This is a genomic window from Bacillus salipaludis (genome assembly GCF_030938565.1).
GTDB lineage: Bacteria > Bacillota > Bacilli > Bacillales > Cytobacillaceae > Neobacillus > Neobacillus salipaludis_A.
This window is the reverse complement of the sequence record NZ_JAVGVR010000001.1, coordinates 951,011-972,168: the sequence shown is the minus strand read 5'-3', so window position 1 is coordinate 972,168 and position 21,158 is coordinate 951,011. Positions and strand designations below refer to the sequence as shown.

The window sequence follows — 21,158 nt, the reverse complement described above, 5'->3', positions numbered from 1 at the left end:
TGGATATTCCTACTCCATCATCATGCTCACCTCCTCTTGTCTATTTTCGGTTGGTTTTCTTGTGATAGAAAAAATGGCACATAGTAAAGCAAAGATGATAAAGACCCCGCCCACTGATGCATTCGCTTGAACTGAATATTGATTAATCACCATTCCGCCGATTACGGAGCCTAGTGCAATCCCAATATGCAAGGCTGAATTATTCAAGCTCTGCTGGATATCGGATGTTTCTGGCGCTGTTTCAATTAAATAATTTTGCTGTGCCGGTGTAATGGCCCAGCTTAACGCACTCCAAATCATCATCACGATGACAAAAATCGTAATTGAAGATGTAACATTCGGCAGGACAAACAGAGTTACAGCAAATACGGTTACGATGGTTAAAATGCTTTTCTTTGAACCCCATTTGTCGGCCAGCCAGCCGCCAAAGCCACCGCCAAACACTGCCGAGATCCCAAAAATAAAGTAAAAAATACTGACCCATGTTGCATCTAAATGTAAGGTTGATTTTAAAAACGGGGTCAGGTACGCATAGAGAGTTAAATGACCCGTTAGAAATAAAACAGATGTTAATTGTGCTGATAATGTCTTTGAATTTTTTAAAGTTTGTAATTGCTGTTTTAGTGAAATCATAGGTCTAGGCTCGATTTTATTTAAAAGGGCATAAACCCCAGCCATCGAAATCAGTGTCAGCACAGCGATAAACAGAAATGGTGAGCGCCAGCCGAAATGATTCCCAATCACCAGTCCAATCGGCACTCCTAATACGAGAGATCCGCTGATTCCCATAAAGATGACCCCAATTGCCCGCGCCCGATACTCTTCTTTTACAATACTTGAAGCAATGGTTACGGAAAGAACCACTAATAGAGATCCACTTGCAGCAGAGATAATTCTTGAAAGAAATAGAACAATAAAATTAGGGCTGATGAAGGCGATCATATTCCCGATTAAGAATATTAGCAGTGTCCAAAGCAGCAGCCGTTTTCTTTCAATTTTTGCGGTTACTGTTAAAAGGACCGGTGAGGCGATCGCAAAAACAAGCGAGTATACCGTGATTAGTTCTCCGGCTGTACTAATTGAAATTCCAAAGCCGTCTGAGACGATGTCAAGAATCCCGCCAACAATTAGCTCCGCCATTCCAACCACAAACGAAACAATCGCTAAAAGATAAATGCTAAAATTCACGAGGTGACTCCTCCCTTCGATTAGTTAATATTTCGAATGTTATTCATTTGGTTACTACCATTATAGTAACCCCTAGTAAACCTTATGGCAAGAGATTTTTTCAATAAAAAAAACCTAGTGAAATCACTAGGTTTGATTTTTATAAGACAATACTCACAATCACACCAGAAAGAACGCTGACAAGTGTCGCTCCGTAAAGAAGTTTTAAACCGAAGCGGGCGACGACATTTCCTTGTTTTTCATTTAACCCTTTAACCGCACCTGCAATAATACCAATTGAGGCAAAATTCGCAAAGGATACTAAAAATACCGAGAGAATTCCAACCGTCCGCGGGTCAAAACTTTTTACCGCTTTCGATAAATCCATCATCGCCACAAATTCATTTGTTACTAGTTTGGTCGCCATGATTCCACCCACACGAACAGTTTCAGATGGGGTAATTCCCATAATAAAGGCCACCGGCGCAAAAATATATCCTAAAATTTGCTGGAAGGAAATCGAAAACAATAATTGAAATAAATTATTAATCGCAGCCATTAAGGCAACAAAGCCAATTAGCATTGCACCTACGATTATGGCCACCTTAAATCCATCCAGGATATACTCACCAAGCATTTCAAAGAAGGACTGTTTCGCTTCTTCATGGATCTCCAAAATATCTTCATTCGGTTCCACCCTATAAGGGTTAATAATGGATGTAACGATAAAGCCGCCAAAAAGGTTAAGGACAAGGGCTGTAACAACAAATTTCGGCTGAAGCATATTCATATAGGCTCCGACAATCGACATTGACACGGTGGACATCGCGGAGGCACAAAGAGTATACAAGCGATGCTCCGGCAGCTGTCCGAGCTGTTTTTTAACCGTAATAAACACTTCCGACTGTCCGACCATCATCGATGCCACTGCATTATACGATTCCAATTTCCCCATCCCATTGACCTTACTAAGAACCAGTCCAATTCCTTTCATGATAAGGGGGAGAATTTTTAGATACTGGAAAATCCCGATTAAGACAGAAATAAACACAATGGGCAACAGCACATTTAAAAAGAAAGGTGCCTCTCCTTTATTCGCCAGTCCGCCAAACACGAAGCTTACCCCTTCATTTGCGTATTCCAGTAATTTACTGAAAACAGTAGAGATCGCCCGAATAATGATTAAACCAATTTCGGTATTCAAGAGGATCCAGGACAAAAGAATTTGAATGACCACCATGATGATAATCGGTTTTACTCTTACCCTTTTCCGATCTTTGCTAGCCAATAGTGCTAAACCGAATACAAAAAGAAGACCAATAATTGAAATGACATATTTCATACATTACCCCCAGATGATATCAAACGGCAGCCTCTTGTAGACGCTTACAAACGTTTGTTTTGGTTACTACCAATATAGTAACTATTTTTAGAATTTTGTGCAAGAACTATTTATCTTTAATATGCCCCATAAACCAATAACATTTATCCCTTTTACAACTTTGTCCACCTCAGACGCACAAAATCATGTTTTTGTCCACGAACGGTGACAGGCACCGTATGAAATAAAAAAAGCGGCTAGTTGGGCACATGTATTGTGCACTCAGCTAACCGCCTTACTTTTGTTATTTTGTCACTTTGATTGTATATGGCTTGATTGTTGCGTTGCCATTAATATCCTTGACTTTGATATAGTATTTTCCTTTTTTGAGATGGACGCGCATGACTTCAGATTGCCCTTGAGCATAATAATCAGCAAGGGAGACTCTTTTACCTTTATGGTAAAGGGAGATGACCGTATCAATCTCAGGTCCGCCCGATACCGAAATATATCCGTTCCATTTGTCTTTTACATTCAACACATACCAATCTTCATCGCCATACCCTACTCCGCTGTTTAAATTGCCAGTAGCCATCAGCGTATGGGAGCCTTTCTTTTTCAAAGCAAGCGGTTTAGAAGGCACATTTTTCTTCACTTTCGATTTTGCGTCTTCATCTTTTGTCGGAACAGGTGCAATTGATAAATTATACGGTACTAAAGATATTTGAGAAGAACTCGCCGTGAGCCCAATAATGACGACAATATAGTTACTTCCCTTTTCCACTTTAAAGGAGCCGTAATTATTTGATGCACCCTCGAACAGCCCTTTTGCCATCACGCTGGCCATTTCGGCATCTGCTCCATCGATTTTCCGGTTCTTATTGACATCCTTGTAAACAATCGCCGCTCCGTAAATTTGTGAGAATAGCTCTTTTGGATATTTTTTCAGCAAGGCCGCACTAGGCTTTCCGCCCTCAAATAACAGACTGTAAGTACTTGATTTCTTCCCTTTTAAATAAAACATGTCCACATCATTTGGCGTTGCAAAATTTCCATGGACGGTTGAGGACGGCAAATTTTTTGGAACTGTATCATTGTCCTCATATTTATCTCCAGTATTCGAAATCAATAACTTTGATGATAATTGATACGGATTAAGGGAAATACCTCCCCCTGTCATTGGATTCCCCATTAAATGAATCAAATAAGTTTCATTCTTTTTTAATCCGGCAAAAATGGTATCGCTTAATTCTCCTGATACCCAGTTCGCATCATTCATATTGGTTCCAACTAAATCAAAATCAACAACATCCTTGCCATTTTCATCCTTGCCATTCAGCACATGTACAATTTCAATATACGGCTTTACTTCTAATCCCTTAGGCAGACTAAATTGATAAATTCCCGTTTTAGTTGGCTTAATCCCATACCAATCCTCATCATCCGGCGTTTGCAAATAGCCAACAAGTGTTTTACCGACAGGAGATGAAACAGCGCCATCCAAAATCGATTGATAATAATCAGAAAGAGATCCATCCGGATTCGTATTACCGCTGTTATCTTCATCCGGCGGTATCACCTTGCCTTGAATTTTAACGGTGTAGGGTTCTAGCGATGCCTGTGCTTCCTCACTCGACTTGTCGACAAGAACCATCCCTTTTTCATCTGCAAAATCCAGCATTGGTTTACTCGAAACCTTGACTAAATATTCTGTATTAGGCTGAGCAGGGAATGTCAACGTTTCCCCTTCCCCCATTCCTTTACTATCTGCCGCTGCAATTGGCGGGAGCTGATCAAGCGGGACATTATCCTCCGTGGCGTTTTCATCATTTTTTTCCGTTTCTTCATCCACCACAGACAGACTATAGACTTGAATATTCGTATCAATCCCCGCAATTCCCGAGAGCACTACTTTCGCAGCATTCTCATTTTTCGTCTTAAGAAAAAAGTAATCATCATCCCCATTTTCCCCCATTAACGTTTGCTGTGGGGATGTATACGGCAGTGATGTTACCGCGATTGGAGCATCCGCCGTCGACTCATCAGCCGGCATCACAGCAGAGCGTTTAATGGAAAGATGATAGGTCGACTGCTTTGCAGAGGAATCATCATAATGTCCATTGATATCATTCACACCAATTGCCATCATTCCGGAAAAAGGAACCTGGATTAGTTTCCCTTCCGTTTTTCCCGCTTGTACTTTGTTTACGTCAATCGAAAGGCTTTGGTCTTCTCCATAAACGCGAAGGGTCATTTTATAATCATATTGTTTTGCCCCCGCAAGCACAGTTTGGATATACTCACCTTTTTGAACAGGGAACTGATACCACTTTTGCTGCCGTGGTTTCGTTAAAGATCCTGTTACTGACTTTGTCTTTTTCACTGAAAGTGCAGTTGCATTTTGCAAAATTTCTTTTTTCGTCCAGACAGTATTTACAAAAGAAGGAAGCTTTTTAATATCATACTTTAAGGCTGCAGCAGGATTAACAAGGCCCTTTCCATATTTCACATCGTACCCTTTCGCTCCCAAATCATTGGTCGTATGCTCAAGAATATATTCAACCTGTGCCGGTTTTAATTTAGGGTACTTGGATAAAAGCAAGGAGGCTGCCCCCGCCACCATCGGTGACGCCATGGAGGTTCCGCTCAGAGTTTGAAAGGTTGATTTTTTCTCATAATCATAAAACGGGGCGTAAATATCCTCCCCTGGTGCCACGATGTCCATCGAAGGACCGTAGGACGAGAAATAACTTAAGTGCTTCGATTTATTGATCGAACCAACTCCAATGACTCCTTCGTAGCTTGCAGGATAATTCGGAACGGAAGTCCCATCATTTCCTGAAGCAGCGACAACGGTTACTCCTTTTTGAATCGCAGTTTTAACCGCATCTCCTAAAATGGAGGACGGAATGGGCGAACCAAGACTCATATTAATTACCTTTGCACCGTGGTTCGCTGCGTATAGCACTGCTTGGGCAATCGTATAGTCCGTTATAAAACCATCACGGTCAAACACATCAATGGGCAGGATTTTCACATTTGGGTTGATTCCATAACCGCCAATGCCATTTCCTTTTGCTGCAGCAATAATACCGGTCACATGGGTACCATGCTGGTCAGGGGCTCCATGATTCATTGGATTGATTTCATTTACGGCTGGAAGCACTTTTCCCTTTAGTTCCGGATGATTTCCATCAATCCCTGTATCAATGACAGCAACAGTTATTTTATTTTTCCCTTTCAGTTTTTGGGCTTCGGGGATCTTTAACATGGATAGATAGTATTCATCCTTTGTTTTTGGATCTGATGGAACGGAAAATGGTTTATATAGAACACTTCTTTCCACAGAAAGAACCTTACTGTTCTTTTGAAAGGCCTGGGTTACTTTTTGAAGGGAGTCTTTTTTTAGAAGCTTGACCACCATGTATCCCAGCTTTTCCACATTTTGAACGATAATATAATTTTTGTTTGCTCCTTTTACTTCACCGAGTAAAAGCGGCTGCTTATACTTGATGATGAGCGTATCTTCGCTAAATAATGGAGTCTTGTTTTCCTCGAGCTTTTCCTTAAGTGACTTTGTTTTCTGTTGAATCAATGCTTTGGATGTTCCAAACTTGCTTGCTGCCGATACCTCGACGGTGGTGGTCAATAGCGTGGATGTCATCAGTGTTGCGCCAATTCCGATGGCACTTAATTTTCGCCAAACCGACTTCATGGATACCCCTCTTTTCTATGAAACTAGCAATATCATACCATATGTTACCAAAAGTAAAAGAGTTTAATTTTCGGTAAATTTCCTCTGTTTTTCGACAAACACGGGGAACAAAAAAGAGACATCAGGTCTTAACCCCTGATATCTCGATGGTTTTTGTTAAAAGTCAATATGATCTGGGTCTGGGCCAACGCGATGATTCTGATTCAACTGATCAATCCGATCCATCTCATCTTTGGTCAGCGTAAAATCAAAGACCGAGGCGTTTTCGATGATACGATGCTCTTTAGTAGATTTTGGAATCGTCACAACCCCGTTTTGCAGGTCCCAGCGCAAAATGATTTGAGCAGCCGATTTATGATACTTTGAAGCTATGTCTTTGAGAACAGGGTTATCAAGTAATTGTCCTTGCATCAGTGGAGACCAGGCCTCGAGCTGTATATCATGTTCCCGGCAAAATTCCTGAAGTGCTTTTTGGGTTAGTCGGGGATGATACTCTACCTGATTAATCACTGGTTTAATTTCCGCATCATTCATTAAATCCTCAAGATGGTGGATTTGGAAATTACTCACCCCAATTGCTTTTACCCGTCCCTCTTTATAAAGGGTTTCTAATGCTCTCCAGGCCTCTTTATATTTCCCATCAACAGGCCAGTGAATAAGATATAAATCCAAGTACTCTAAACCTAGTTTCTGCAGGCTTGTTTCATAGGCTGCTAGAGTGGATTCATAGCCTAGGTCAGAATTCCAAACCTTTGAGGTTACAAATAATTCTTCTCTTGAAATTTCGGCCACTTCTATTCCTTCATGGATTCCCTGTCCGACTCCTTCTTCATTTCCGTAAATGGCCGCTGTATCAACACAGCGATAACCATGTTTTATGGCTGTTTTAACAGCATTGACAAGCTCAGGACCTTCCTCTACTTTAAACACACCAATGCCAAACCAAGGCATTTTTACTCCATTATTTAATATGGTTGTATCTTGTAAGTTTTTCATAAATATTCTCCTTATTTTTAAGAAATTTTTTGTAAAACGATTTTTTCATCTTTCCGTTCCAAAGCACGGCTCCAGCCTGTTAAAATAACGGCACCAAAAACCATCAGTGCACCAACCCATGCTGTATGAATGAGTCCAATTGAATCGGTGATCACACCACCAAGATAAGATCCAATCGCAATGCCTGCGTTAAATGCGGCGATATTTATTGCGGAAGCGACATCCACTGCGCTTGGGACATAACGTTCGGCCAGCATCACAACATATACCTGTAATCCAGGAACGTTCATGAATGCCAATACCCCCATAAAAATAATCGTTATTAAGCCGGCCGCTTTAAATGGTGCCGTAAAGGTTAAAACAAACAGTACAATAGCTTGTAGAATAAACATATAGAATAAGGCTGAAATTGGCTTTCGGTTGGCTGCTTTTCCGCCAATCACATTTCCAATGGCAATCGCAAGTCCATAGACGAGTAAAATCACCGCTACAGACCCTTGTTTAAACCCCGTAATTTCTTGAAGTAATGGCGAAAGATAGGTAAAAACTACAAACGTCCCGCCATATCCTAAAGCGGTAATGATGAATAAAAGTAATAACCTTCCATTGGTAATAAGCTTCACCTGATCTCGGAATCTGGTTTTGATTCCTTTTGGTAATTCAGCAGGTATTAATAGACTGTTTGCAATAAACGCTATCACGCCAACTGCCACAATGGTTATAAAGGCAAATCTCCAGCCAAATTGCTGACCAATAAAGGTTCCGAACGGAACACCCGTGACCGTAGCGACGGTTAGCCCTGTAAACATAATCGAAATCGCACTCGCCCGACGATTTTCCGGCACTAAATTCGCTGCTATGGTAGAGCCGATCGACATAAAAACCCCATGTGATAATGCAGATACAACACGGGCCAACAGCAACACCCACACCATTGTTGCACTGGCAGCAATACTATTGCCGATGATAAAAATAACCATAATCCATAGTAATAATGTTTTTCTCGATATTCTCGATGTTAGCGAGGTTAGAATCGGTGCTCCAAAAGTAACCCCTAATGCATATAACGAAACCGTTAAACCAGCAGTTGTAACCGATATTTTTAAGTCCTTAGCGATCAACGGTAATAATCCGACACTGATAAACTCAGTTGTGCCAATCGCAAAAGCACTGACAGCTAAAGCGAGCAGCGCCAATGTACTTCTTTTTTTATCTAAACCCATTTTTTCTCCTCCTTATTGAAATAGTTATTTCTGGCAAACTATATATAAAATGTGTGGTTTTAATCAGCCGGCAAATGTTATTATGGGTTATAGTGAACATAAAGAAAAGTACGCACTTTAAAGTGATATAGGAACCAAAAAGTTATATAGGTACTTTTGGGTACCTATTGAGAAGGGGAGAAAAATGCAGAAGAAATATAATATTTCAGTTGAAGCTACGCTGGAAGTAATCGGCGGAAAATGGAAATGTGTGATCCTTTGCCATCTTACACATGGGAAAAAAAGAACAAGTGAATTGAAACGCCTCATGCCAAACATTACGCAAAAAATGCTGACACAACAATTACGAGAATTGGAAGAAGATGGGGTTGTAAAGCGGATTGTCCATAACCAAGTCCCTCCGAAAGTAGAGTACGAGCTTAGTGAATATGGATGGAGTTTAAAAGACATTTTAGATTCTCTTTGTGCATGGGGAGAAAAACATATTACTATGGTATATGGGGATAAATTTGCAGTCTTAGAGGAAAACATATTAAATGATCCGTTGAAGTAAAAGGTTTAAAAAATAGATTGAAAGGTCTCGTGATTCGAACTCAATTGGCTTTGAAATCAACAGCTTTGTACAATAGTGATTATGTGAGTAAAAATAACAAAGTTTACGAAAACAACCTAAAAAAAGAAGGCCATGATTTAAAAATCAGTGCCTTCTTTTTAATTTGTTTCATAAATAATTTTTCCTGTCTGAGAGGTATCATAATCTCCCAAAGCGTTAATTTCTGACTGAAATTGCCGGGAAGACAAAATGTTCTTTAGCGTCGTGATCAGTTGTTCCGTTTCCGAGTTTTTTAGAATAACCAGGTCGTAACGCTCGGTTATTATTGGGATAAAATCAATCCCCACTATTTTGGCAGCTTTTTCAATTCCCACTCCCACATCAGCTGCCCCTGAAGAAATGACGGATGCCACACTTAAATGATTAGACTCTTCGTGTTCATAGCCATTAATGTCCCTCGGCGAAATTTGGTAGAGTCGAAGTTGTTCATCAAGAAGAATCCTCGCTCCCGATCCTTTTTCTCGATTTACAAGCTTTATATGTTTCTGGTTTAAATCGGTCCAAGAAGCGATATTAAGAGGGTTGCCTTTTTTAACATAAAAACCCGCTTTCCTTGAGAGAAGGTTGAGTAAAATATAAGTCCGTCCGGCCAAAATTTTCTTTATGTATGGAGTATTATATTCCCCTGTATCCCCGTCAAATAGATGCAAACTAACAATATCACATTCGCCATTATACATGGAGATAAGACTGTTTAAACTGCCAGTATAGGAACGGAGCGGCTTATAGGTTGATTTATTCTCAATATACTTACTGAGAATATCCAAAACGATGTCCTGCCCGCTAATAATAATATGATTGGACTCCCTTGATTCATTTCTGTTAAGGTCCACCACAGGTGCCTGGAAATTGTTCCTATGAATCGTTTTTTGATTGTTTATATAATGGTCAAGGTCTACTGCATCAATTCTCATCTGCCGGCCCACACGGAAAGCTGGCAGCTCGCCTTTTTTAACAAGGTCGTAAAGGGTTAATTTCGATACTTTTAATAACTGTGATACTTCTTCAATCGTATAGGAAAGATCCTTTGACATTTGCATCTCCTCCATCCTTATATTTTAACTTACTGATTATAAAAAATATATTTCTAATAAAAAAATGCAAAAAGTGATTTTTGATATATTCTTTTTCGTTATAACTAATTATAATTAGTTATAACTAATTATATCCAATTATAAAGGGAGATGGATTATGAAGAAACAATATCTTTTATTTTTAACAATGGTACTGTTAATCCTGGCGATAGCTGGCTGTTCAACGAATGAACAGGCGAAAAAGCCGGAGAAGCAAAAAACAGTGGAATTAACCGTTTCAGCCGCTGCCAGTTTACAAAATGCTTTAAATGACATTAAAACAGCTTTTGAAAAAGAACATCCAAATGTCATTATAAACTATAATTTTGGCGCTTCCGGTACCCTTAAACAACAAATTTCACAAGGGGCACCTGTCGATCTTTTCTTCTCAGCCGCTGAGGATAAATTTGATAAATTAGTACAAGACGGACTAATTGAAAAATCAAAAGGAACAGATCTTGTTGGAAATGAACTGGTGTTAGTTGTTCCAAAGGATTCTAAAAAAGATATCAACACATTTGAAGACCTTGTTAAAGCGGATAAGATTTCGATTGGAACACCGGAGTCCGTACCGGCAGGTCAGTATGCCAAGGAGACTTTAGAACATATCCATGAATGGAAAGCCGTTGAAGGAAAAGTGGTCTATGCGAAGGATGTCCGCCAAGTACTTACATATGCGGAAACGAACAATGTGGATGCAGGGATTGTTTATAAAACGGATGCATTAATTTCTCCAAAGGTTAAAATTGCCGCTACGGCTAAGGAAGATAGTCATGGACCGATTATTTATCCTGTAGGGGTGATTAAGAATAGTTCCCACCCAAAAGAGGCGCAGTTATTTTACGATTATCTTAAAGGTCAAACATCCATAAATGTTTTGGAAAAATACGGATTTAAAGGACTTCATTAAAAGAGGAAGCAATTTTGCTTCCTCTTTTTTCAAAAAAACTTATACTCTTACTTCACTCGGCCGCTTTGCCTCCTGGCGTTGTTCTTTAATTAAGATTCCCCCAAGCAAGCCTAACAGAGTAAACATGACGGGAATGATAAAACCGTATTGGTAGCCAACACTTGCTGCTGAAGTATGAAAATGATCCAAAACCTTTCCAAAAATCGTTGGCAAAAGGACGGCACTTAAAAATCCACCTGTATTGGCAAATCCCGATACGACACCAACCTCTTTCATCGGGAAGGATTTCCGAACGACCGCAAAGGTTAACGCACTTGCCCCGTTCCCATAACCAATCATAAAATATAGGATCATCAGCATATAGAACGGAGGCTTACCATTAAACAAAAGAAATGCAGCCCAGCTTATAAAGATAATCACATGAACCACCATATAAGGGCGTTTAATGGAATCAACCCGATTGGAAATCCAGGTGGTTAGCGGTGCGCCGATAATTGCCCCAATCAAACCGATCATAATGAACTGGCTGGCATGCGACCGCGTCAATCCGTAAACATGCATCCCGTATGGTACTGCCCATGATCCGATAAATCCCACATACGTACCAACAGCGCCAAAATGGCAAAAGAAAGTCGCCCATGCCTGCCTTGCCGAGAAAATCCGGCGCAGCAACACCAATGGATTATCCTGTTTCTTCACCATTTTAACCTTAGGTGCCTCGTTCGTAAAAATCTGTTTTGGTTTTTTAACCAACACGAAATAAAGCAGCAGTGCACAAAGACATAAAATAATACCAATAACCAAAAAGGGCGGACGCCAGCCAAATAAGGAGATCCATGTTGAGAATGGAACGGTCGCCAGCAAAAAGCCCATACTGCCCGCTACGCCGGCCAGCCCCAGCAGTCCCACAAATTCTTTAACTTTGAACCATTGGCTTAATATTAATACCAAGTTCACCCAAATAGTCGCATCTCCCATCCCCACTAATAATCGGGAAAGAACAAGGATTGCCCCATTGGGAGCAAGACTATACACTACGGTTCCAATGGCATTCAGCAAGGTACCAATAATTAGAAAAAAGTTCGGGCCAAACCGGTCTGACAATATCCCAATCGGTATTTGCAGTCCTGCATACGCTAAAAATTGAATACTTGTCATTAAGCCCATGGTAGCTGCAGTTAATTTGAAATCCTTCATTAACTGGTCCGTAATTAATCCCGGTGCCGTTCTTTGGCTGACAATTAAAAAATACGTAAACAATACCGAGGCAAAAACAACCCAACGATATTTGCTGTTTTGTTTATTCAATATTCTCTTCTCCTGATCGTTTTTTTCTTCCTCATATTATACTCCATATTTATTTCGAATATAGAAATTTCCACTCATGTAGGCGTTTACACTTCGAAAAAATTTTTTCCCAACAAAAAAAGGAATTACAGAAGATAAATTTCTCCTATATTTCCTTTTAAAACTGAAGAACTGTCCACCCCACACGGACAAAGGCCGTCGGGTCTTTTTCCGCCACCACTTGATTCCGACCCATGCTAATAACCTTTCCGTTTTTAACAATAACGGCACCGAACGGACCCCCGCTGCTTGTCAGCACATTGTTAAGAGCAATATCAATAGCCGCTTTCATAAATAGGTTATCGATCGTTATCCCCCCTAATTCCATAAAACTTTATAAGGAATAAAACGATTACCGTGTTTTTATTCACTTCTAGTATATTGTCTATAGGGAGCGAAGATTCCCGCCATTTCCTCCCCCCACAACAAATGAAGGCAAATGTATATCCCAATTCAATTTAGGAAAAATACATAGGTAGGCATTATAAATCTAACTGGAAGTGTAAAAAACATGCATCAACTAAGTTACTTAATTGCTCATTTCGGATACATGGGGATTATTATCGCCTTAATTGGCGGAATTATTGGACTTCCGATTCCTGATGAGGTTCTTCTTACCTATGTGGGATATAACGTTTTTCAAGGAAACCTTAGCTACATCCCTTCCCTTCTTTGTGCCGCAGCCGGAGCTTGCGGCGGGATCACATTAAGCTATCTTCTAGGAGTAAAATTAGGGGTGCCTTTCTTAAATAGATATGGGCCGAAGCTTCATATTACAGAAGAACGAGTGAATCGGACGAAAAAATTATTTATGAAAATGGGACCCTTCCTCTTGTTTATTGGCTTTTTTATTCCCGGAATCCGCCATATTACTGCCTATCTTGCCGGGATTAATAGCTATACTTATAAAAAGTTTGCCTTATTTGCCTATTCGGGTGCAGTGATTTGGTGTTTTAGCTTTATTACATTAGGAAGGATATTGGGAGAAAATTGGACAGCTGTCTCAGGCTATTTTTCGAGATACAGCATTATTTTAATCATCCTTTTCATTCTGGTCACCATTATTATTTATACCTATCAGCGAAAAAGAAGAATAAGATTAAGAACTCCTTGAAATTAATTCAAGGAGTTCTTTCTATTTTTACACGACAGCCTTCTCACTATTTTTCCGATTTCTTCTAATTTTATCAGCCCGTAAGACTTTCATCGATAAGAAGATTCCAGATCCGGTTAGGAAAATCATCGCCAATGCCGTCAGGTCAATCAGCCACTTGATATTTGTTGTTCCGATTCTGCCTTCGTGAAGCCCTTTAATGATACCCATGAGGGAACCGGAGGTTCCACGTTCTCCTCCCGGTCCACCCGTCATACCCTCTCGTCCCGGAAATTGCCCGTTGGCGGTACTTCCCATCTGCCCTTGTAGTTGGCCATTGGACGTTTGACCGCTTGTCTGACCTTGTCCATTTTGAGAAATTTTCCCCTGGTTTTGAGCGTTAGCCTGCCCGGCTGTTTGACTCGAACCAGATGCCGATGTCCCTTGATTCATCTGTTGCGGCTGAAAGCCGCCCTTTCCTTCCATTTGTGTGGACTGTCCAACCAGCCATGGTTCATTCATTAATAATCCTGTTATCGACTCCATTAAGATTAATATCGAAGCAATTAACCCAATCCATAAGTGGGCTTTTCGTGTTTTTTTCATTGATCCATCTCCTCTTAATTGATTATTTTATAATGATGATAAAACCTTAAATTTTGCTTAAGTCCAATTCTTTAGCGCTAGGGAAAAATAATTTCTATAGATTCCCTTTACTCCTGACAAATCTGGTCCGCTGCCTATAAATTGGTTCCTTTTTCAAAAATCTGTTATTCATATCGTAATGCCTGAATTGGATTTAATTTCAATGCTAGCCCACTAATTGCCACTCCTTCCTCCTTGTCCCTGTCCACCGCTGCTTGGAGGCATACCGCCGCCCATGGCGTCCATTCCTCCCATACCTTTCATCATATTTCCTGTATTAGTAGAGGAAGTGTTCGCTAACTGCGGCAATTGAATGGATTGGCCTTCCGTAACTCCTTGGGTTATTTCAATATAATCGTCATTTGCCAGACCTGTTTTTACCGTCAACTGCTGGGTGCCGCTTGATTGCTCGGCAGCTGTATCTGTGGAAATAGCCATTACATACTTTTGATTATTTGCCGAGTGTACGGCATCTATTGGAACGTACAAGGCATTTTCCTTGCTAGCGGTTAATATGCTTGCTTCCGTTCTCATCCCAACCTTTAAGTTTTCAGGATTGCTAATTTTAATCGTCACATCAAAGGTTGAAGAACCGTTTGAGGATGTTCCCTCATTAGCAACTGCTGTTACCATGCCAGAGTAGGTTTTATCCGGGTAAGAGCTGACCGTAATGTTAACCTTTTGATCCTTTTTAATTTTGGGAATATCCAGTTCATCAATTTGGACGACTGTTTTTAAATTTTTATAGTTTGTCAGATGGGCAACAGCCTGGCCGTTTGTCACGCGTTCCCCAGCAGCAACGGAAACCATTGTGACCGTACCATCCGCAGGAGCTGTAATCGGGGCACTATCATCTGTAAAAGTAACCAATTTATCGCCCTTGCTTACCTTGTCACCAGCAGCTACTAACACTTCATCGATTTCATCACTATCGATTGTTGATTTAATATCTTCACTGGCAACCGGTTGTACTGTACCGGAACCGCTGACCTTTACCTGTAATTTTCCTTTTTGTACAACCGCCGTTCTCCCCTGTGTTGAAACATCTTGAGTAGTTGATTTCGATTCATAATACTGATAACCGACAAATCCAATGACTAACACACTTATGATCACGGCAATCCATTTCTTCATTTTCTAACTCCTTTTTCCACGGTAAGCTTGCGCCCTGAATGCCCATGGTTGATTTATTTGATAAGCCTATTATTAAGAGAAATCCTTAACATTCCCTTAATAAAATTAAAATTGGATTAAAAAATCAAAAAAACACATGGAACTGTTTTAACGTTCCATGCGTTTTAAAAGCTGCTATTTCGTAGAATCAGCTTAGTGGCAATCATGATTTTTTTCGCAATTTTTCTGCCTTCGATTCTTTCTAACAGCGTATCCACGGCTGTTTCCCCCATAAGTTCGGTATAAACCTTCACCGTACTCAAGGTTGGAAAAACATATTTTGCAAGGCTGATATCATTTACTCCGATAATGTTCACCCGGTCCGGTACAGAAATTCCTTCCTCCAGCAGCGCTCGTAGTGCACCAACGGCTATCGAATCATTAGCTGCAAAAAACGCCGTCGGCAATTGTTCCTTATGTTCGTCAATTGCCCTTTTCATCAACGAATGACCATCCTGAACTGAAAAGCTGCCATTATACATATAGGCTTCATTAAGAAGACCTTTTTCAGCTAAGTAACGCTTAAAGGTTGATTCCCGCAGGTCTTCAATCGTCGAAGTTTTGTCCCTAAATACTTCCCTGCCACCAATATACCCAATCCTCTCATGACCCTTTTTAATCAGATGGTTGAGTACCTTTTTTGTTGCCTTTTCAAAATCAATCACAATCGAATCAAATTGCTCCTCATCTGGGGAGTAATCGACAAAAACAATATTTTTCGTAATCGAACTTAATTCTTTTACCTGTTTGCTGCTGAACTTACCAATTGCAATCAGCCCGCGCAAATCGTCCAGCTTCAAATCCTCGATATTGTCTTGGAAGTATGACGCCATTTGAAGCCCATGATGGCGGCAGCGATTTTCAACACCTAATCGAATCGACATATAATACAAATCTTCCAGCTCTTCTTTTTCCGTATACCACTGGAGAAGGGCAATTTTTCCGGTTTCCTGCTTCCGAGCCGGCAGTTTTTTATAGGAGAGTTCTTCTGCTGCTTCAAAAATTCTTTTTTTCGTATCATCGCTGACAGATAGAGTAGTGTCATAATTCAAGACACGGGAAACGGTCGCGATTGAAACTCCAGCCAATTGGGCAATATCCTTAATTGTAGCCATAGTTAAAACTCCTTACTGATTAACAAAGAAACGGTACGTTGTTTTCCCAAAGTATACTTCTTCTGGATTCAAAATGATAGATGGAAACGATGGATGATGAATCGCATCTGGAAAACCCTGTGTTTCCAGACACACGCCTAAATAATCCCGAGCCGAAACACCTGAAATGGAATAGGGCCCCTCTAAAAAATTGCCAGTATAGAGGACAACACATGGTTGATCTGTTGTTACCTCAAGCGCACGTCCACTTCCTTCATCTTTGAGCCAAACGCAATTCTCACCTTTTTTTGAAAAAATCAGCGGGTGGTCGTAGCCATTTCCAACCAAAACATTCTGATCGTACGTTGAATTCATCCCATCCCGCAACCTTCTTCCTTGGCTAAAATCAAACGGAGTCCCGGCAGTCTCGATCATTTTACCAGTTGGAATTAAATCTGGCCCCAATTCTAAAAAGCGATGGCTGTCCAGCTGCAGGATGTGTTCAGTAATATCCCGTTTTATATGACCGCTCAAATTAAAATAAGAATGATTCGTTAAATTGACCAGCGTTTTTTGGTCAGTTCTCGCTTCGAACGTTATTTGTAATTCATTATTATTGGTTAATAGATACGTAACTGCTGTCTCTAAATTACCTGGATAGCCCTCTTCACCCTCCGGAGAGTGATAAAAAAACTTTATACCGATTGCCTGGTCTTTTTCCAGTTTTTCAGCCTGCCAAATTACGGAGTTAAGGCCTTTTTGACCGCCGTGAAGATGGTTAGCTCCCTCATTTTTCGAAAGAAGATATTCTTTTCCATCCAACTTAAAACGGGCATCTTTAATTCGGCCTGCCACCCGGCCGACAACGGCGCCAAAATACGGAGACCACTCTAAGTAATCATTAAAGTTGTCGAATCCGAGCACAACATTTTCGATCGTTCCGTTCCGGTCTGGGACCATAATTTTCGTAATCACACAACCGTAATTCAAACACGAGATAGACATACCAGAATCATTGACCAGTGTATATTCGATTACCTGCTGGCCATGATCATCTCCGAATACTTGATCTATTATTTTCATGGATTGTTGCTCCTTCGTTTATAATGACGCAATAAAACGTTTAAACCCGGCCGTTCCCTCTTCATTTCGTTTGAATACACCGGCATCCTCGAGAACCCGTAGGAACTTCTTGCCGACTTCTTCTTTTACGAATAATCCCGCATTCATTTCGCCTGCAAAACGTGATTTTAACTGCTCAGCCCACTCCAAATGATAGTCCGCAACTACAGCTGCTTGGCTCTGGATGAATTTTTCCACCTCTTCCAGCTCCTCCTTTAATCGTGCCGGTAAAACAGCAAGTCCCATCACTTCAATCAGGCCTATGTTTTCCTTTTTAATATGATGAACATCTTGATGTGGATGGAATATTCCCAGTGGATGCTCCTTACTTGTCCGGTTGTTTCGAAGGACTAAATCCAATTCGAAAAAGTTCCCCTTTTTACGAGCAATCGGGGTAATCGTATTGTGCGGTGTTCCGTCTGAAGCCGCCAGAATTCCGAGCGAACCATCACTATAGTTTTTCCATTTCGTTAAGATATGCGCAGCGGCATCCACAAGGTCTGCTTTTTGCTCCGAACGGAGGCGGATAACCGACATCGGCCATTTCACCACAGAGCCTTGAACCTCTGGAAATCTATCTAGTGTAAAAACCCAATCAGCTTCTGCCTTGGCCATCGCAAATTCATAGTTGCCGCCCTGGTAATGATCATGGGATAAAATCGAACCGCCAACAATCGGAAGATCCGCATTCGAACCAAGAAAATAATGAGGAAATAGGTCCACAAATGTTAAGATACACAAAAAGGTTTGCGGAGTTATTTTCATATCGGTATGGTTCTCAGACAAGACAATGCAATGCTCATTGTAGTACACATAGGGCGAGTATTGTAAATACCAGTTTTGCTCCATAAGGTTCACGCGAATCATCCGGTGATTGGAGCGGGCCGGGTGGCCAATTCGTCCTGCATAGCCCTCATTCTCAATACAGAGCAGACATTTCGGGTACTCATTCTTTTTCGCTTCCCGCTCTAGCGCAATACTTTTCGGGTCTTTTTCGGGCTTTGATAGATTAATAGTAATATCTAATTCACCATATTCGGTAGCCGCTTTATACTCAATATTTTTGGAGATCCGCTTCGTTTGGATATAGTTACTGTTTTTACTTAAGTCATAAAAATAGTCGGTTGCTTTGTGAGGACTTTGTATATATTTTTCATAGAATATCTGATTCACCGTTGACGGTCTTGCCATCAAACCATTCATCACCTTACTTGAAAAAATTTCTTTTTCATCAAAAAGGTCCTCAATAATCCCTTGCGCGCAAGCATAATCGACAATCTGATCAAGCAAATCGGGGATAGAGGGACCTGATTCTGTTAATGGGTCGGATTCCATAAAATCCGTTAATTGCAGCAGAGACAAGATTTGATTTCGGGCATAAATCTCATCTTCCTTCTGTATTAATTGGACAGCAAGCGCATGGTTCAGTAATTGCTGGATAACATGATCAATCATTTTTTTCACCTCTATTTTTGGTAGCCGTTCGGGTGATGCTGATGCCAGTTCCACGCATCACGGATAATTTCACGGATGGATGTTCTAGATGGGTTCCAACCCAGCACATGCTTTGCTTTTTCTGAGGAAGCGATAAGCGTGCTCGGATCCCCGGAACGTCGTTCGCCCATGACAACAGAAAATTCGATGCCAGTAACCTGCTTTGCAGTCTCAATAATTTCTTTTACTGAAAATCCTTGGTTGCTGCCAAGATTGAACACATTGCTCCCGCCGCCATTTTGCAAATACTTTAGGGCCAACAAGTGGGCTGCAATTAAGTCCTCGACATGAATATAATCGCGGACACAGGTTCCATCTTCTGTGTCATAATCCTCACCAAATACGGTAACGGCAGGTCTTTTTCCGAGTGCCGCTTCCAAAACAACAGGGATTAGATGTGTTTCCGGATTATGGTCCTCACCAATTTGTCCGTCTCCTCTGGCTCCGGCTACATTAAAATAGCGCAGTGATACATACTTGAGGTCAAAGGCTTTTTCACACCAGGACATCATTTTTTCCATGGTCAATTTAGTTTCACCGTAGGTATTGGTTGGATTCTTATCCGCGGCTTCTGTAATCGGCATGACCATTTGTTCACCATATACCGCTGCTGTTGAAGAAAAGACGATGTGTTTTACTCCGAATTCCTTCATCATCTCCAGCACGATTTGGGTCCCGTACACATTGTTATCAAAGTATTTTAATGGCTCTGTCATCGACTCGCCTACAAGGGAGTTTGCCGCAAAATGGAGGATTCCATCAATGGTTTCTCTTTCAAAAACTGATCGCATAAACACGCGGTCACGTATATCTCCTTCGTAAAAGTTTGCTTTTGGATGGACTGCCTCCCGGTGCCCTGTTTGCAAATTATCGATAACAACCACACGGAAATTTTGATCGACTAATTGATATACAGCGTGTGAACCAATATAGCCAGCTCCGCCTAAAACGAGAATACTCATCTTACCGCCTCCATTTCTACTTCTTTCGCTCCATCACCAATACTTGCTACATAGAAATCGGCATCATAGCCAATTTTTTCGCGATAGGCTGCACCGACATTGGCAACAAAGTTGTCGACTTTTTCGTTTTCGACAATTGCAATCGCACAGCCGCCAAAGCCGGCTCCCGTCATCCGGGCCCCAAGGACTCCAGGCTGTTTCCAAGCTGCTTCTACTAAGCGATCAAGCTCGATTCCGGTAACCTCGTAGTCGTCCCGTAAGGATAGATGGGATTGGTTCATTAATTTCCCGAAGGCCTCCAGGTTTCCAGCCTTTAATTCTTGCAGCGCCTTCAAGGTTCTCATATTTTCATAGACAGCATGTTTCGCCCGTTTGCGAACGGTTTCGTTTGTGATGAGGGATTGATTGGCATCAAACTCTTCTTCTGAAAGCTGTCCAAGCGCTTCGATTGGCAGTTTTTGCTGCAGCTGCGAGAGAGCCTCTTCACATTCACCTCTGCGCTCATTGTATTTCGAATCCGCTAATTCACGGCGTTTGTTCGTGTTCATGATTAAGATTTTGTGGTTTTCAAGTTTGATTGGGGCATATTCATAGCTTAATGTCTGGCAATCTAGTAAAATCCCTGCATCTTTTTGGCCCATTCCGATTGCAAATTGGTCCATGATTCCGCTGTTAACACCGATGAATTGATTTTCAACCTGTTTTCCTAATTTGATTAACTCAAGGCGTGGAATCTCTAAATCATATAGTCCATTCAAAAGGACGCCTGTTAACAATTCAATGGAAGCAGAGGAGGAAAGTCCGGCGCCATTTGGGATATTTCCTTGGATGACGCAATCGAGGCCGGTTGAAATTGGGTACCCCGCTTGGATGATATAGTGAATCATCCCTTTTGGGTAATTGGCCCAGTTATCTTCTTTTGCATACTCTAGATGGTTTAAGTCAAATTCAATAATACCTTTTTCAAGAAAGTTTGCTGAGTACAAGCGGACTAGCTGATCGTCCCGCTTTTTGGCAACCGCATAGGTTCCATAGGTAATGGCACAGGGAAACACATGGCCGCCGTTATAATCGGTGTGCTCGCCGATTAAATTGATTCTGCCTGGTGCGAAGAATGCTTTTTCAGGCTCGCTTTGAAACAAATCTTGGAAGGTTGTTTTTAAGGTAGTGACGTTCATTTCAGTGTCCTCCGTTATCTAGGAATCTTTCA

18 protein-coding genes are annotated in these 21,158 nt (G+C 41.0%); 3 read left to right on the top strand and 15 right to left on the bottom strand.

All coding sequences use genetic code 11. From position 1 onward, the window contains the following. Window positions 1-9: 9 nt before the first annotated feature. From RCG21_RS04680 to RCG21_RS04660, 5 genes are all read right to left on the bottom strand, one after another. Window positions 10-1,188, bottom strand: coding sequence for an MFS transporter (locus RCG21_RS04680; protein ID WP_308912915.1), 1,179 nt, complete (start codon window positions 1,186-1,188; stop codon window positions 10-12). A gap of 139 nt (window positions 1,189-1,327) precedes the next feature. Beyond that, entirely contained in the window at window positions 1,328-2,509 is a 1,182-nt protein-coding gene (locus RCG21_RS04675; protein ID WP_308912914.1) for a NupC/NupG family nucleoside CNT transporter, read from the bottom strand. Between the two features lie 283 nt (window positions 2,510-2,792). After that, on the bottom strand, window positions 2,793-6,203 hold the full coding sequence (locus tag RCG21_RS04670) for a S8 family peptidase (RefSeq protein ID WP_133338204.1): 3,411 nt from the start codon (window positions 6,201-6,203) through the stop codon (window positions 2,793-2,795). A 156-nt stretch (window positions 6,204-6,359) separates the two neighbouring features. Then, complete coding sequence (locus tag RCG21_RS04665; protein ID WP_133338203.1) at window positions 6,360-7,199, bottom strand: aldo/keto reductase; 840 nt, start codon at window positions 7,197-7,199, stop codon at window positions 6,360-6,362. A 17-nt stretch (window positions 7,200-7,216) separates the two neighbouring features. Then, window positions 7,217-8,422 (bottom strand): MFS transporter, encoded by a 1,206-nt coding sequence (locus RCG21_RS04660; protein ID WP_133338202.1) that lies wholly within the window; start codon window positions 8,420-8,422, stop codon window positions 7,217-7,219. A gap of 184 nt (window positions 8,423-8,606) precedes the next feature. Between RCG21_RS04660 and RCG21_RS04655 the strand changes: the two genes are divergently transcribed. Beyond that, entirely contained in the window at window positions 8,607-8,975 is a 369-nt protein-coding gene (locus tag RCG21_RS04655; RefSeq protein ID WP_133338200.1) for a winged helix-turn-helix transcriptional regulator, read from the top strand. A gap of 158 nt (window positions 8,976-9,133) precedes the next feature. Here the strand turns inward: RCG21_RS04655 and RCG21_RS04650 are convergent, their stop codons facing one another. Continuing rightward, a complete protein-coding gene (locus RCG21_RS04650; RefSeq protein WP_133338198.1) occupies window positions 9,134-10,069 on the bottom strand; it encodes a helix-turn-helix transcriptional regulator in 936 nt (311 codons plus the stop codon). Between the two features lie 157 nt (window positions 10,070-10,226). Between RCG21_RS04650 and modA the strand changes: the two genes are divergently transcribed. Then, the gene (gene modA, locus RCG21_RS04645; RefSeq protein ID WP_133338196.1) at window positions 10,227-11,018 is read left to right on the top strand and encodes a molybdate ABC transporter substrate-binding protein; all 792 of its coding nucleotides are present in this window, start codon (window positions 10,227-10,229) and stop codon (window positions 11,016-11,018) included. A gap of 39 nt (window positions 11,019-11,057) precedes the next feature. Here the strand turns inward: modA and RCG21_RS04640 are convergent, their stop codons facing one another. Continuing rightward, window positions 11,058-12,326 (bottom strand): MFS transporter, encoded by a 1,269-nt coding sequence (locus RCG21_RS04640; RefSeq protein ID WP_133338194.1) that lies wholly within the window; start codon window positions 12,324-12,326, stop codon window positions 11,058-11,060. A gap of 157 nt (window positions 12,327-12,483) precedes the next feature. Further along, window positions 12,484-12,657 carry a tRNA-specific adenosine deaminase gene (locus RCG21_RS04635; RefSeq protein WP_208025409.1) on the bottom strand — a complete coding sequence of 58 codons (174 nt, stop codon included), beginning with the start codon at window positions 12,655-12,657 and terminating at the stop codon, window positions 12,484-12,486. 219 nt (window positions 12,658-12,876) lie between these two features. Here RCG21_RS04635 and RCG21_RS04630 point away from each other — a divergent pair, with 219 nt between their 5' ends. Then, window positions 12,877-13,479, top strand: a complete 603-nt coding sequence (locus RCG21_RS04630) for a DedA family protein (protein ID WP_133338190.1) — start codon at window positions 12,877-12,879, stop codon at window positions 13,477-13,479. A 27-nt stretch (window positions 13,480-13,506) separates the two neighbouring features. On the opposite strand, the gene RCG21_RS04625 is transcribed toward RCG21_RS04630, so the two are convergent. The 7 genes from RCG21_RS04625 to RCG21_RS04595 form a co-directional block, all read right to left on the bottom strand. After that, a complete protein-coding gene (locus tag RCG21_RS04625; RefSeq protein ID WP_133338188.1) occupies window positions 13,507-14,064 on the bottom strand; it encodes a PepSY-associated TM helix domain-containing protein in 558 nt (185 codons plus the stop codon). 213 nt (window positions 14,065-14,277) lie between these two features. Beyond that, window positions 14,278-15,237, bottom strand: a complete 960-nt coding sequence (locus tag RCG21_RS04620; RefSeq protein WP_133338186.1) for an efflux RND transporter periplasmic adaptor subunit — start codon at window positions 15,235-15,237, stop codon at window positions 14,278-14,280. A 164-nt stretch (window positions 15,238-15,401) separates the two neighbouring features. Beyond that, on the bottom strand, window positions 15,402-16,391 hold the full coding sequence (locus tag RCG21_RS04615; RefSeq protein WP_133338184.1) for a LacI family DNA-binding transcriptional regulator: 990 nt from the start codon (window positions 16,389-16,391) through the stop codon (window positions 15,402-15,404). A gap of 12 nt (window positions 16,392-16,403) precedes the next feature. Then, window positions 16,404-17,453, bottom strand: a complete 1,050-nt coding sequence (locus RCG21_RS04610; RefSeq protein ID WP_308912913.1) for an aldose epimerase family protein — start codon at window positions 17,451-17,453, stop codon at window positions 16,404-16,406. 18 nt (window positions 17,454-17,471) lie between these two features. After that, entirely contained in the window at window positions 17,472-18,947 is a 1,476-nt protein-coding gene (gene galT, locus RCG21_RS04605; RefSeq protein WP_308912912.1) for a UDP-glucose--hexose-1-phosphate uridylyltransferase, read from the bottom strand. A gap of 11 nt (window positions 18,948-18,958) precedes the next feature. Then, window positions 18,959-19,948, bottom strand: a complete 990-nt coding sequence (gene galE / locus RCG21_RS04600; RefSeq protein ID WP_133338178.1) for a UDP-glucose 4-epimerase GalE — start codon at window positions 19,946-19,948, stop codon at window positions 18,959-18,961. Next, window positions 19,945-21,126, bottom strand: coding sequence for a galactokinase (locus tag RCG21_RS04595; protein ID WP_133338176.1), 1,182 nt, complete (start codon window positions 21,124-21,126; stop codon window positions 19,945-19,947). The genes galE and RCG21_RS04595 overlap by 4 nt, the downstream gene beginning before the upstream one ends. Window positions 21,127-21,158: the final 32 nt, after the last annotated feature.